The following is a 14,515-nucleotide window of genomic DNA, read 5'->3' as shown; positions in this document are numbered from 1 at the left end:
TATTGGCATCTTTAGACTGAATAATATTAGACTCTAAAACGCAAAAATCCCAACTCAATGAGTTGGGATTTTTACTAATTAGGAGCCTGGCGATGTCCTACTTTCACATGGGAAACCCCACACTATCATCGGCGCTGTTTCGTTTCACTTCTGAGTTCGGCATGGGATCAGGTGGGTCCAAAACGCTATTGTCACCAAGCAAAAAATTGTCTGGAACAATTTTTAACGCACTTTAGTGCGCCCCGCTAGGGTAAATTACATGGATGTAATTTATAAAATCATTCCTAATTCGCTTTGTTCTTGTTCTTTAATAAATTCGGTCTGCTGATACAGATATCGTAAAACTATTCTACTTTAGTTAACACTAACTTCTTGCTTGTTTCTATCACACACAAAACCACTTTGGCGTTGTATGGTTAAGCCTCACGGGTAATTAGTACAAGTTAGCTCAAGGCCTCACAACCCTTACACACCTTGCCTATCAACGTTGTAGTCTCCAACGGCCCTTCAGAGTGCTTATAGCACTAGTGAGAAATCATCTCGAGGCCTGCTTCGCGCTTAGATGCTTTCAGCGCTTATCAGTTCCGAACGTAGCTACCGGGCAATGCCATTGGCATGACAACCCGAACACCAGCGGTTCGTTCACTCCGGTCCTCTCGTACTAGGAGCAACCCCTCTCAATTCTCAAACGCCCACGGCAGATAGGGACCGAACTGTCTCACGACGTTCTAAACCCAGCTCGCGTACCACTTTAAATGGCGAACAGCCATACCCTTGGGACCGACTTCAGCCCCAGGATGTGATGAGCCGACATCGAGGTGCCAAACACCGCCGTCGATATGAACTCTTGGGCGGTATCAGCCTGTTATCCCCGGAGTACCTTTTATCCGTTGAGCGATGGCCCTTCCATTCAGAACCACCGGATCACTATGACCTACTTTCGTACCTGCTCGACGTGTCTGTCTCGCAGTTAAGCTTGCTTCTACCATTACACTAACCGTACGATGTCCGACCGTACTTAGCAAACCTTCGTGCTCCTCCGTTACTCTTTGGGAGGAGACCGCCCCAGTCAAACTACCCACCAGGCACTGTCCGCAATCCCGCTTAGGGACCTACGTTAGAACATCAAAACTACAAGGGTGGTATTTCAAGGTTGACTCCATAACATCTAGCGACGCTACTTCAAAGTCTCCCACCTATCCTACACATGTAGGTTCAATGTTCAGTGCCAAGCTGTAGTAAAGGTTCACGGGGTCTTTCCGTCTAGCCGCGGGTACACAGCATCTTCACTGCGATTTCAATTTCACTGAGTCTCGGGTGGAGACAGCGTGGCCATGGTTACACCATTCGTGCAGGTCGGAACTTACCCGACAAGGAATTTCGCTACCTTAGGACCGTTATAGTTACGGCCGCCGTTTACCGGGGCTTCGATCAAGAGCTTCTCCGAAGATAACCCCATCAATTAACCTTCCGGCACCGGGCAGGTGTCACACCGTATACGTCATCTTTCGATTTTGCACAGTGCTGTGTTTTTAATAAACAGTCCCAGCCACCTAGTTTCTGAGACCAACTTCAGCTCCACACGTAAAGCGCTTCACCTAATGTTGGCGTACCTTCTCCCGAAGTTACGGTACAATTTTGCCTAGTTCCTTCACCCGAGTTCTCTCAAGCGCCTTAGTATTCTCTACCTGACCACCTGTGTCGGTTTGGGGTACGATTCATTATAAACTGAAGCTTAGAGGCTTTTCCTGGAAGTATGGCACCAACAACTTCATCACCGTAGTGACTCGTCTCGTGTCTCAGCCTTAATGACAACCCGGATTTACCTAAGTCATCAGCCTACGCACTTTCACATGGACAACCAACGCCATGCTTGTTTAGCCTGCTCCGTCCCCCCTTCGCATTCATAATAAGTACGGGAATATTAACCCGTTTCCCATCGACTACGCCTTTCGGCCTCGCCTTAGGAGTCGACTCACCCTACCCTGATTAACATGGGATAGGAACCCTTGGTCTTCCGGCGTGGGGGTTTTTCACCCCCATTATCGTTACTCATGTCAGCATTCGCACTTCTGATACCTCCAGCATACCTCCCGGTACACCTTCAACGGCTTACAGAACGCTCCCCTACCCCGCATACAAAGTACGCAGGCGCATCTTCGGTGGTATGTTTAGCCCCGTTACATCTTCCGCGCAGACCGACTCGACCAGTGAGCTATTACGCTTTCTTTAAAGGGTGGCTGCTTCTAAGCCAACCTCCTGGCTGTCTGGGCCTTTCCACATCGTTTCCCACTTAACATACACTTTGGGACCTTAGATGGCGCTCTGGGTTGTTTCCCTCTTCACGACGGACGTTAGCACCCGCCGTGTGTCTCCCGGATATTACTTAACGGTATTCGGAGTTTGCATGGGGTTGGTAAGTCGGGATGACCCCCTAGCCCAAACAGTGCTCTACCCCCGTCAGTATTCATCCGAGGCTCTACCTAAATAGATTTCGGGGAGAACCAGCTATCTCCCGGTTTGATTAGCCTTTCACTCCTAGCCACAAGTCATCCCCTCACTTTTCAACGTAAGTGGGTTCGGTCCTCCAGTTGATGTTACTCAACCTTCAACCTGCCCATGGCTAGATCACCGGGTTTCGGGTCTATACCCTGCAACTAGTCGCCCAGTTAAGACTCGGTTTCCCTACGGCTCCCCTATTCGGTTAACCTCGCTACAAAATATAAGTCGCTGACCCATTATACAAAAGGTACGCAGTCACAAAGCAAAGCTTTGCTCCTACTGCTTGTACGTACACGGTTTCAGGTTCTATTTCACTCCCCTCACAGGGGTTCTTTTCGCCTTTCCCTCACGGTACTGGTTCACTATCGGTCAGTTGGGAGTATTTAGCCTTGGAGGATGGTCCCCCCATATTCAGTCAGGATATCACGTGTCCCGACCTACTCGATTTCACTTTATATAAGCTTTCGTATACAGGACTATCACCTTGTATCGTTGCACTTTCCAGAGCATTCTACTAACTACAATAAAGCTTAAGGGCTGTTTCGATTTCGCTCGCCGCTACTTTCGAAATCTCGGTTGATTTCTGTTCCTACGGGTACTTAGATGTTTCAGTTCTCCGCGTTCGCCTCGTTAACCTATGTATTCAGTTAACGATACCTATAAATAGGTGGGTTTCCCCATTCGGAAATCTAAGTCTCAAGTGCTTTTTACTAGCTCGACTTAGCTTATCGCAAGTTAATACGTCCTTCATCGCCTCCAACTGCCAAGGCATCCACCGTGTACGCTTATTCACTTAACCATACAACCCAAAATAGTTTTACAACTACAATGCGCTGTATTATTTCGTGACAGTTAACTTCGCCAGAAGTTAATGTTTTGAATACTAAAGTAGATGCCAATCATTAATTACTTATAAATAAGTAAACAATAAATTGGCATGAATGCATCACCATATAACATGGCTATCATTCGTTTCTTTTACTTTTTGAAAACTCTTAATAAATGTTTAATAAACATTTATTAGAATTTTTATATCAGCTTTCCAAATTTTTAAAGAGCACATAAACAAATCATTCCGAAGAACAAAGTGTTTAATAATCATCTGTGTGGACACTGGCATGCAAACCAGTTCTTTCGTATAAGGAGGTGATCCAGCCCCAGGTTCCCCTAGGGCTACCTTGTTACGACTTCACCCCAGTCATGAATCACTCCGTGGTGACCGTCCTCTGCAAGCAGTTAGACTAGCCACTTCTGGAGCAACCCACTCCCATGGTGTGACGGGCGGTGTGTACAAGGCCCGGGAACGTATTCACCGCGGCATTCTGATCCGCGATTACTAGCGATTCCGACTTCATGGAGTCGAGTTGCAGACTCCAATCCGGACTACGACAGGCTTTAAGTGATTCGCTTACCCTCGCGAGCTCGCAGCACTCTGTACCTGCCATTGTAGCACGTGTGTAGCCCTACACGTAAGGGCCATGATGACTTGACGTCGTCCCCACCTTCCTCCGGTTTATCACCGGCAGTCTCCCTAGAGTTCTCAGCATTACCTGCTAGCAACTAAGGATAGGGGTTGCGCTCGTTGCGGGACTTAACCCAACATCTCACAACACGAGCTGACGACAGCCATGCAGCACCTGTCTCAGAGTTCCCGAAGGCACAAGTCTATCTCTAGTCTCTTCTCTGGATGTCAAGTGTAGGTAAGGTTCTTCGCGTTGCATCGAATTAAACCACATGCTCCACCGCTTGTGCGGGCCCCCGTCAATTCATTTGAGTTTTAACCTTGCGGCCGTACTCCCCAGGCGGTCTACTTAATGCGTTAGCTTTGGAAAAGTCATCCGAAGATTCCAGCTCCTAGTAGACATCGTTTACGGCGTGGACTACCGGGGTATCTAATCCCGTTTGCTCCCCACGCTTTCGTACATGAGCGTCAGTATTGACCCAGGTGGCTGCCTTCGCCATCGGTATTCCTTCAGATCTCTACGCATTTCACCGCTACACCTGAAATTCTACCACCCTCTATCATACTCTAGTCTGCCAGTTCGAAATGCAGTTCCCAGGTTGAGCCCGGGGCTTTCACATCTCGCTTAACAAACCGCCTGCGTACGCTTTACGCCCAGTAATTCCGATTAACGCTTGCACCCCTCGTATTACCGCGGCTGCTGGCACGAAGTTAGCCGGTGCTTCTTCTGCGAGTAACGTCACAGCTATAGTCTATTAAACTATAACCTTTCCTCCTCGCTGAAAGTGCTTTACAACCCTAGGGCCTTCTTCACACACGCGGCATGGCTGCATCAGGCTTGCGCCCATTGTGCAATATTCCCCACTGCTGCCTCCCGTAGGAGTCTGGACCGTGTCTCAGTTCCAGTGTGGCTGATCATCCTCTCAAACCAGCTAGGGATCGTTGCCTTGGTGAGCCTTTACCTCAACCAACTAGCTAATCCCACTTGGGCTAATCTTTAGGCGTGAGGCCCGAAGGTCCCCCACTTTGGTCCGTAGACATCATGCGGTATTAGCAGTCGTTTCCAACTGTTGTCCCCCACCTAAAGGCATATTCCCAAGCATTACTCACCCGTCCGCCGCTCGTCAGCAGATAGCAAGCTATCTCTGTTACCGCTCGACTTGCATGTGTTAGGCCTGCCGCCAGCGTTCAATCTGAGCCATGATCAAACTCTTCAATTAAAAAGTTTTTTGTCTTTGTCTATAAAATAGATGAGACAGCTCAATGAATTCTGTTTTTGATATTAAATTTAACAAAGTTAAACTTAACGTCGCATATGACTGTGTAGTCACTCGCTCTTTCCTAAAAGGATTAAGTGAACAGATTTTAATGAGACTCTAATTTTGTGTCACTTCGAAAAGTGACTTTAGAACTCAATCTGCAAGAGTGCCCACACAGATGATTACTTATTGTTAAAGAACGTTGCTTTGAAGGTGTGCTTCGAAGCGGAGGTGCATAATACACCTTAAAATTTTTGAGTCAATACTTAATTTTAATGTTCTTTAGAAGAAGTTTAAATTCAAGTTTTAATTTGACTGACCAACCTAGTCGATCTCGCTACATCCCTTTAGTCTCTTACCTTAAAGTCTGTTGCTTGCCGTCTGTGTCGGTGGAGGCGCAGTATAGGCATTTTTAAATTCTGCGCAAGTGTTTTTTTGAAATAAAAAGGTTTAAATTCACATTTGTATAAACCCCAGCCTATTCGTTCAATAAACAGGCTAACATTATCAAAATCTAGGCTTAAACTTATTGTTTCACAAATTTTCATAAAACATATAATAGGTATTAGTATTAATTAATCTGTATTTTTTGAATTTAGGAATAAAAATGACAATTCGCGCTTATAAAGGCATCCAACCAAAAATTGGTATTAATACATACGTAGATGATTCAGCCGTTATTGTTGGCCAATTATATCTAGGTAAAGATTCTAGCATTTGGCCTTTAGTTGCTGCCCGAGGTGATGTTAATTATATTCAAATTGGTGAGAGAACTAACATCCAAGATGGTTCTGTTTTACATGTTACTAGAAAATCTGAATCAGTGCCCGATGGATACCCGCTTATTATTGGTGATGATGTCACTGTTGGTCATCAAGCTATGCTACATGGCTGCAAGTTAGGAAACAGAATCTTAGTTGGCATGGGCGCTATTATAATGGATAACGCTATTGTTGAAGATGATGTGATAATAGGTGGAGGCTCTTTAGTGCCCCCAAACAAAAAATTAGAATCTGGTTATTTATATGTTGGTAGCCCTATTAAGCAAGCTCGCCCTTTAACTGAACAAGAGCGCGCTTTTTTAAAGATCTCTGCCGATAACTATGTATTATTGAAAGATGAATATTTAGAAGACTTATAATATTTCAATTATTTTAGCCAAATCTCACCGAGTTCATTATACTCCTCATCTTCAATGAGCTCAGTGGCTTGATCTTCTAAATCAAACTTATTTTGATTTAGATACTCTTCTACTTGATCACCATTGTGTTTAATAAAGCAATAAACTATTAACCCTGAGACAATCGCTTCAAACTGTATCGCTTTTCGTTCAACTATATATGTGTATCGATCTACAAACTGTATTGCTTGATTCATAGTTTATAAGTCACTTTTCAATTTAATTAAAACATCTTCTACATTTGGCTTTGAATTACGCCATAAGTAAAAACTCTCAGCAGCTTGACCAACTAGCATACCGATACCGTCAATGACTTTCGCATTGTCATTATTTTCTTTAATCCAATTTAAGAACGAAGTTGGATTCTTTTCATAGAACATATCATATGCAGATTCACAAAACTGGGTATGTATTTTATCTAGTGCAGGTAAATCCCCCGTCACACTTGTAGAGGTAGAATTAATAATTAATTGGTATTCACCTTTTGGTAGTGAATCAAAGCTTGATGCTGAAATACTAATGTTTTTCTCTAATGCAAACCCTTTAAATTTTTTCGCTAATAATTGTGCTTTTTCAACGGTTCTATTAACGATAGTAAGTGAAGCTGGTTCTTGCTCCAACAAAGGTAATATAGCACCTCTTGCTGCTCCACCAGCACCTATTAATAATATGTTTTTATTTTTTATAACGACCTTATTTCTTAATAAATCAGCAACTAAGCCAGCACCATCTGTATTATCACCTAAAATACTGCCATCATCACATTTCTTTAAAGTATTGACCGCACCTGCAAGTTTTGCTCTTAAGGTAAGAGTATCTGCATATTGAAAAGCCTCTTCTTTAAAAGGCAAAGTTATATTAGCACCTTTTCCATGACCTTTAAAAAACTGCTCCAATGAATCGATAAAACCATCTCTAGGTGCTAAAATCGCGCGGTAGTCAAGCTGATGACCGACAGATAATGCAAACATTTGATGAATTATCGGCGACTTTGAATGTTTTATTGGGTTACCAAATACAGCATATGAATCCATTTCAATCCTTTTTATCGTAGTTTTGGAGTTAACTTAACAGATGAGCCTTATAAAACGTATTTTCACTAAAGAACAGACACAAAACAAGCCCCCTGAAAAACCGGCAGTTGAAAAAACACCTTATGAGATTATTGGTGGTGAAACTGGTGCGCATAACTTATCAAAACGATTTTACGATATCATGGAGCAAGATGAATATGCTCGCCCTTTATTAGAACTACATCCTCAACCTTTAGACCGCATTCGCTTTGTATTTTTTGAGTTTTTATCTGGCTGGCTAGGAGGTCCTGATTTATTCACAGAAAAATATGGCCACCCTATGTTACGAAAAAGACACTTACCTTTTTTAATAGATGAAGAGTTAAAAAATCAGTGGATTTATTGTATGGATAAAGCGCTCGATATTGAAATAGATAACCCTTTACTACGTCAAAATTTAAAAAAATCTTTTTTACAATTAGCAACTCACATGATTAACCATGAATAATTTAATCTAGATCAATATCAATCAGCCAGTATTAGCGCATTATATTTTTACTTATGCTCAGGATAAGATTTATGCGCTCACTCTCTATTCAAAACAAAATTTATATTCTCCTCGCTATTACAGGTATTTTTGTTTTATTCGGTAGTATTATAAATGGTACTAACCAACAGCAAAAACTAACCGAGCAAACCATAGAGTCAAATATCAAGCTGCTAATTATTTTGATTCAATAAATACCCTTATGCTTACTGGCACTATGGCAAATAGAGATATTTTAACTAATAAAATATTAAGTCAAAAAAACATTACCGAAGCTAAAATCATTCGTTCTGAGAAAGTGAATAAATTATATGGCAAAGGCAATGACCACGAAAGTGCACAATCCCCAGCTGAATTAGCGAGTTTACAAGGTATTGCTGGGCAAACGAACTTACTTGCTTTAAATGCAGCGGTTGAAGCTGCCCGAGCAGGCGAAGCTGGCAGAGGATTCGCAGTTGTAGCAGATGAAGTAAGAACCTTAGCAAATAGAACTCATGATTCAACCGATGAAATAAAACGCACTATAGATAAATTACAGCAAGAAGCGAAACGAACAGTTGATGCAATGAGCGAATCTTGTGAAGAAGCAGATCAACGTGCGTTACAAGTACAAAAAGTGGCGCTTTTTTTAAAAGATATATCAGAACAGATGCAAGAAATTAATCAGCTCAATGTACAAATTGCAGATGCCACAGAACAACAAAATTTAGCATCTGAAGAAATCAATCAAAGTGTTGTTGCAATAAGGGATAACGCGGATAGATCTTTAATTGATGCCAATGACAGCAAACAAACCAGTGAAGAACTACTTTGTTTAGCTAAAAACTTAGACGAACAGGTAAAAGCTTTTAAGTTAACGAAATAATATTTTATTAAAGCCAGTTTATTAACTGGCTTTAATATGAATCACTATTTTAGATTACTCGGCTAGCCAATCTCTTGGTTTTAAGTAATCACTATAAAGTTTTGCTTCTAAAGAATCAGCCTCAGGGGAATAGTTATATTCCCAACGTGCTAATGGCGGCATAGACATCAAAATAGACTCAGTACGTCCACCTGTTTGCAAACCAAACAAAGTACCACGGTCCCAAACTAAGTTAAATTCTACATAGCGACCACGGCGGTATAGCTGGAAATCTCTTTGTTGCTCAGTGAAAGGTGTATCTTTTCTTTTTTCAATAATTGGCACATAGGCATCTAAGAATGAATCACCTACAGATTGCATAAATTCAAAACTTTTCTCAAATCCCATTTTATTTAAATCATCAAAAAATAAACCACCCACACCGCGCGTTTCATCTCTATGTTTTAAATAAAAGTATTCGTCACACCATTTTTTATATTCAGGATAAACTGATTCACCAAATGGATCACAGGCATTTTTAGCGACCGTATGCCAATGCACTACATCTTCCATTTGAGGGTAAAAAGGTGTTAAGTCAAACCCACCACCAAACCACCAAATAGGTGCTTCGCCTTCTTTTTCAGCGATGAAAAATCTCACATTCGCGTGACTGGTTGGAATATGTGGATTTTTCGGATGTATAACAAGAGATACACCACAAGCATGAAAACTACGTCCAGCAAGTTCAGGTCTATGTGCTGTCGCTGATGCTGGCATAGAGTTACCATAAACATAAGAGTAATTAACCCCTCCCTGTTCAATAACAGCACCATTTGTAACGACACGCGTTCTGCCACCACCGCCTTGCTCTCTTTGCCAGGCATCTTCAACAAATGCGGCTTCGCCATCAGCTTGCTCTAAACCTTGGCATATACGATCTTGCAAACCTAAGAAATACTCTTTAACTTTTTCTAAACTAACGTTCTGCATATATTCCTCGATTAACTTCTGATGACCGCACCAGTCATAGCATCTTTTATTTGACTAGGTTTATTAGCTCGACCTAATTCACCTTGTACATAAAACAGGTTTCTATCGTTAAAAACCTGTTTAGCTTCTTCGATACCTTTTACTGGATCGCAACCGGCTAGATTTGCACTTGTTGAAACTAAAGGTTTACCAAACTCTGAACATACAGCTTTTACATCTGCATGGTTTGTTACTCTAACTGCTATGCTATCAAATTTTCCGGTAATCCATTTTGGTGCTTTATCTGAAGCTGGTAAAATCCAAGTAACTGCACCAGGCCAAGACGAAAATATTTCAGGTCTTTTATCCATTGGAATTTTACTATCATCAATATAGGGTAGTAGCTGGCTATAATTATCCGCAATTAAAATAAGACCTTTCTCAACTGAGCGTTGTTTAATCGCCAATAAATCCATAACAGCTTGTTCATTATCTGGATCACAACCTAAACCAAATACAGCTTCTGTTGGATAAAAAATAACAGAACCTTGTTTTAAAGCTGTTATTACATTCAATTCATTATTTAATTCAGTCACTATTTTCTTAACTCTTAAAATTAATCTTTTTGTTTATAACCACATAATTTTTGTGGACACTGTAATTTTTTACCTGACGCCGTCGATTTTGCAATTAATACCGACCATCCACATTGCGGACAAGCTTGATCTATAGGTAATTGATTTAATATATAATTACAATCAGGGTAAGCATTACAAGAATAAAAAGTGCGTCCTGATTTATTACTACGCTTTACTAATTGTCCCGCGCTACATTTTGGACATTGAGGTAATTTATCTTCAACTGACTCATCGTTATCATGCGCGATATAGTGACAATCAGGAAAACCTGTACACCCTATAAACATACCATAACGACCATTTTTAACAGCTAGCACTTCACTACATAAAGGACAATGAGAACCATCTAGTACTTTGACTTGCTCAACATCATGTTCAATCAAAGACTTAGTATATTCACAATTAGGATAACTAGCACAGCCAACAAATGGCCCACTTTTACTATGACGAATAACAAGTTCAGATCCACACTCAGGGCATACACCAAACTCTTTTTCTAGAGCATGTTCATGTGCGCTAAAAAGATCATTGTCTATTTTTGTCATAACAATGCCTGCAAAGATAATTAATATAAGGATTATACCTAACAAGGCAAAAAAATACCCTGAAACTATCAGGGTATTATTTATAAAACAGTCTATTTCATCTTTTGTTTATATAAAAAAACATAAATCGTTATTTAAAGTTTAAAAATAGTAAACCAAGTACTCTTAATGTACTTGCCCTCTTCGCTCATCAAAAATCAAATCTTCCATCTGAGCATACGCCCCTTCTTGACCTGGTACATTAAATAACACCATTAATACAACCCACTTTAAATCATCTAAACTAATAACTTCTTTATCTAAGTCAAAAATGCGATCTATCACCATTTCTCGCGTAATGGGGTTAATAAGTGAAACTTGTTCTAGAAACATTAAAAAACTTCTACAAGTAATATCTAATTTATCACATTCTGAATCTGTAAAAATTCGTATTGAATGTGATGGTGAGCGATTTAAATATGGAAATTCATCGCTATTTTGCAAGTCAGCTAACTGCTCCAACCAATCAAGTGCTTTATATATTTCTGAACTATGAAACCCTGCTCGTTTAAGCTCTTCAGTCAATTCATTCTCTTCAACAAATATGGCTGATTCACTATGAATATAATTTTCAAATAAATACATAAGGATATCGAACATTTTAACACCTCCTTACCTTAGTTTAATGTAGCCGTCTATAACACGCGCTATTTTATCTTCTAATTCAAGATCTAATAAACGAGGTAATATTTGTTCTATTGGTAACTGAACCCTCTGTGCAATAACATCAACCGGAGTCACCTCAAATCCAAGCTGCTCTAAAATTGGATCATCTTCCTTAATTTTTTCTTGCTCTCTATTAGTATATAGACAACTTTTTGGAAAAATGCTCACCTCTTCTAATATATCTTCCACATTTTCGATTAATTTAGCCCCCTGTTTAATCAAAAAATGGCACCCTTGAGATAATGAACTGTCTATGGAGCCTGGCACAGCAAATACTTCCCTATTTTGCTCCAAAGCATATTTAGTTGTGATCAATGAACCACTTTTTATTTCAGCTTCAACCACCACAACACCTAAAGATAACCCTGAAATAATGCGATTTCTTCTTGGAAAGTTACTTGCTTGTGGTTTGCTTCCAGGTAAAAACTCGCTTACTAATAATCCTGAATTTTGTATTTGCTCAAATAAAAAACCATGCCTTTTGGGATAAATCACATCAATACCTGTACCTAACACCGCTATAGTACGTCCTTTTGATGCTAAAGCGCCTTTATGTGCTGCACCATCAATTCCTAAAGCCAAACCCGAAGTAACAGTAAAACCAGTTTCAACTAAATCATGAGCTAACTGCGATGCAGTTGTTAACCCGTTAGGTGTGGCACTACGACTTCCTACCATAGCTATTTGTGGCGTTGATAATAAGTCGAGTTTGCCTTTACAAAATAATAATAACGGTGGACTGGATATTTGCTTTAGTGATTCAGGATAGTGAATATCAAAATAACAAAGCACTTCTATTTTTTGCTCTAATATAGAATTGATTATTTGATTGATATAAGCCCAATCAGTATTTATGAGGTTTGTTGATATTCTTGCGGTTAAACCAAGCTCTAATAGTTGGTTATATGATTTTGAGGTTAGCTGAGATAATTGCAGCTTGTCTTGTAAGCGAATTAAAGTCCCAACTCCAAGCCCTTTACATAAATAAAAAGCGAGCCAATTCCGAAGCTCGCTTTTTTTAATATTTTCCATGCTCTCTCCCTAGAGCCTGTCACTATTACTCTACGCTAACAGCATCTCCTACTCTGATAGGCTGTAACGTATCTGTGACTAAGGCGTAACTTAAATTGTTATAAACCTTAAATACCATTAACTCACCAACTTTTTCTTTTGGCATTTTCCAAACAGTGCTGTCGGCATTCGCTTCGCTACCAAATAACTCAGCCGCAGAAGCTGCTATTTTTGAAAATCGAGATGAATCTTCCAAATACTTAGGACCATCACTGCCATCTACAACTGTAGGTGATTGACGACGAATATCAAAAATATGCCCCGGTTTTATTTCATCATCAGTGCCAATGTCAATAACAACGACATCTAACTTACTAAACTCTCTTAATTTAGTTGTTGAAGCGATAATAGAACCATCCACTTCTTTCTCTGGTTTAGTTAAATTAAAGAAAGCAGGTAACGATTGGCCTTCCATTGCAGGCATTAAAAAGTCACCCGCATGAATTTCACGCTTAGAATTTTTCACACGAACAGATGCCGGCACACCATTATCAATATCGCCATTTCTAAACGCGCGAACAGTGCCCACTAAAATAGCTTCGTGTGCTAAAGGCTCACCCGTCTCTGGATCGATATAAGCTTCACCTTTACGATAAATACCATAATACTTACTACGTTCTAAATTACCTTTTACATATAAAATATGGCCAGAAACTAAATTTTTAGCATTGGTATTTCCACCTAAAACATAAGGTTTTGTTGCCATGGTTTTTTCATCCATAGCTTGTTCATAGGTTAAATAAGGTCGAATAAGCTCAAGAGGTAAAGTAGGAATAGCACCATCTTTCTTCATGGTTTTACGGCCATGAGGAGATAATTTTTTATATTTTTGATTCATCACAAGCATAGGCTGACCATCAGCATCATAAACCAGTGAAAGTGTATCGCCTGGATAAATTAAATGAGGATTATCAATGTGAGGATTAAATCGCCATAGTTTAGGCCACAACCAAGGTTGCTCTAAATAAATGGCAGAAATATCCCAAAGCGTATCGCCTTTTTTAACTACATACTGCTCAGGCGCATTATTTTTAACTTTCAAAATATCTGCGATAGCAGGAAAAGCCATCGACAATGAAAGCGCTATAGCGGCAATTTTTTTAATCATAAAAGCTTCCTTTGGTCTTTTCTTTTATTATTATTGACCTAAACCTGTAAAAAATGAACACGAATGGCTAAAATACAAACATTAGCATAATCTAGAGTTTTAAGCACAGCTTTAAAAGGTAAATATGGCAATTTTAGAAGTATTACGTTTCCCTGATGAACGTCTACGCACTATCGCAAAAAAAGTAACACAAGTCGATGATTCAATAAGAAAGATTGTTGATGACATGTTTGACACTATGTACGAAGAAAACGGTGTTGGTTTAGCTGCTACTCAAGTTAATATCCACCAGCGCATAGTTGTAATGGATGTTTCTGAAGAGCGAGATGAAAGAATCGTTTTGATTAATCCTGAAATAATTAAACAATCAGGCAGCACAATCAGTGAAGAAGGCTGTTTATCAGTACCTGAAGCACATGCAAAAGTAGACAGAGCAGAATTTGTGACTATTAAAGCATTAGATGCACAAGGTGAAGAATTTGAAATGGATGCAGATGAGCTATTAGCGATATGCATTCAACACGAATTAGATCACTTAGTTGGTAAACTATTTATTGATTATTTATCACCACTCAAGCGTCAACGCATTCGTAAAAAATTAGAAAAAGAAGCTAAGCTAGCCGCTAAAGAAGCAGCTCAAAGCTAGAAAACCTAGCTTCTCTATTTTAACGG

The 14,515-nt window shown here is 40.0% G+C and carries 11 protein-coding genes, 3 rRNA genes and 1 pseudogene; 4 read left to right on the top strand and 11 right to left on the bottom strand.

All coding sequences use genetic code 11. From position 1 onward, the window contains the following. Nucleotides 1-84: 84 nt before the first annotated feature. From rrf to PSA_RS02600, 3 genes are all read right to left on the bottom strand, one after another. Nucleotides 85-199 (bottom strand): 5S ribosomal RNA (rrf, locus tag PSA_RS02610). Between the two features lie 213 nt (nt 200-412). Beyond that, nucleotides 413-3,301, bottom strand: a 23S ribosomal RNA gene (locus PSA_RS02605). Between the two features lie 340 nt (nt 3,302-3,641). Beyond that, nucleotides 3,642-5,184, bottom strand: a 16S ribosomal RNA gene (locus PSA_RS02600). The 16S, 23S and 5S rRNA genes sit together here, the layout of an rRNA operon. Nucleotides 5,185-5,830: 646 nt before the next feature. Here PSA_RS02600 and PSA_RS02595 point away from each other — a divergent pair. Beyond that, the gene (locus tag PSA_RS02595) at nt 5,831-6,364 is read left to right on the top strand and encodes a gamma carbonic anhydrase family protein (protein WP_042147613.1); all 534 of its coding nucleotides are present in this window, start codon (nt 5,831-5,833) and stop codon (nt 6,362-6,364) included. 8 nt (nt 6,365-6,372) lie between these two features. Here PSA_RS02595 and PSA_RS02590 read toward each other — a convergent pair whose 3' ends face one another. Then, nucleotides 6,373-6,600 carry a DUF1488 family protein gene (locus tag PSA_RS02590; RefSeq protein WP_042147616.1) on the bottom strand — a complete coding sequence of 76 codons (228 nt, stop codon included), beginning with the start codon at nt 6,598-6,600 and terminating at the stop codon, nt 6,373-6,375. A gap of 3 nt (nt 6,601-6,603) precedes the next feature. Further along, on the bottom strand, nt 6,604-7,437 hold the full coding sequence (gene aroE, locus PSA_RS02585) for a shikimate dehydrogenase (RefSeq protein ID WP_042147619.1): 834 nt from the start codon (nt 7,435-7,437) through the stop codon (nt 6,604-6,606). Between the two features lie 40 nt (nt 7,438-7,477). On the opposite strand from aroE, the gene PSA_RS02580 reads away from it, so the two are divergent. Further along, complete coding sequence (locus PSA_RS02580) at nt 7,478-7,924, top strand: group II truncated hemoglobin (RefSeq protein WP_042147622.1); 447 nt, start codon at nt 7,478-7,480, stop codon at nt 7,922-7,924. 71 nt (nt 7,925-7,995) lie between these two features. Next, nucleotides 7,996-8,828 (top strand): annotated as a pseudogene (locus PSA_RS02575) (methyl-accepting chemotaxis protein). Between the two features lie 54 nt (nt 8,829-8,882). Here the strand turns inward: PSA_RS02575 and hemF are convergent. The 6 genes from hemF to PSA_RS02545 all read right to left on the bottom strand — a co-directional run bounded on the left by hemF (nt 8,883) and on the right by PSA_RS02545 (nt 13,843). Then, a complete protein-coding gene (gene hemF, locus PSA_RS02570; RefSeq protein WP_042147627.1) occupies nt 8,883-9,797 on the bottom strand; it encodes an oxygen-dependent coproporphyrinogen oxidase in 915 nt (304 codons plus the stop codon). Between the two features lie 11 nt (nt 9,798-9,808). Further along, a complete protein-coding gene (locus PSA_RS02565) occupies nt 9,809-10,372 on the bottom strand; it encodes a Sua5/YciO/YrdC/YwlC family protein (RefSeq protein ID WP_042147630.1) in 564 nt (187 codons plus the stop codon). 20 nt (nt 10,373-10,392) lie between these two features. Further along, the gene (locus PSA_RS02560) at nt 10,393-10,959 is read right to left on the bottom strand and encodes a type I DNA topoisomerase (protein ID WP_042147633.1); all 567 of its coding nucleotides are present in this window, start codon (nt 10,957-10,959) and stop codon (nt 10,393-10,395) included. A gap of 165 nt (nt 10,960-11,124) precedes the next feature. Continuing rightward, complete coding sequence (locus PSA_RS02555) at nt 11,125-11,598, bottom strand: DUF494 family protein (protein WP_042147637.1); 474 nt, start codon at nt 11,596-11,598, stop codon at nt 11,125-11,127. Nucleotides 11,599-11,610: 12 nt separating this feature from the next. Then, nucleotides 11,611-12,696 (bottom strand): DNA-processing protein DprA, encoded by a 1,086-nt coding sequence (dprA, locus tag PSA_RS02550; protein ID WP_042147641.1) that lies wholly within the window; start codon nt 12,694-12,696, stop codon nt 11,611-11,613. 25 nt (nt 12,697-12,721) lie between these two features. Further along, nucleotides 12,722-13,843, bottom strand: coding sequence for a LysM peptidoglycan-binding domain-containing protein (locus PSA_RS02545; protein ID WP_042147644.1), 1,122 nt, complete (start codon nt 13,841-13,843; stop codon nt 12,722-12,724). A 124-nt stretch (nt 13,844-13,967) separates the two neighbouring features. On the opposite strand from PSA_RS02545, the gene def reads away from it, so the two are divergent. Next, a complete protein-coding gene (gene def / locus PSA_RS02540) occupies nt 13,968-14,489 on the top strand; it encodes a peptide deformylase (RefSeq protein WP_042147648.1) in 522 nt (173 codons plus the stop codon). Nucleotides 14,490-14,515: the final 26 nt, after the last annotated feature.

The sequence above is a fragment of the Pseudoalteromonas sp. '520P1 No. 423' genome, assembly GCF_001269985.1.
GTDB lineage: Bacteria > Pseudomonadota > Gammaproteobacteria > Enterobacterales > Alteromonadaceae > Pseudoalteromonas.
This window is presented reverse-complemented; position numbering and strand designations above follow the sequence as displayed.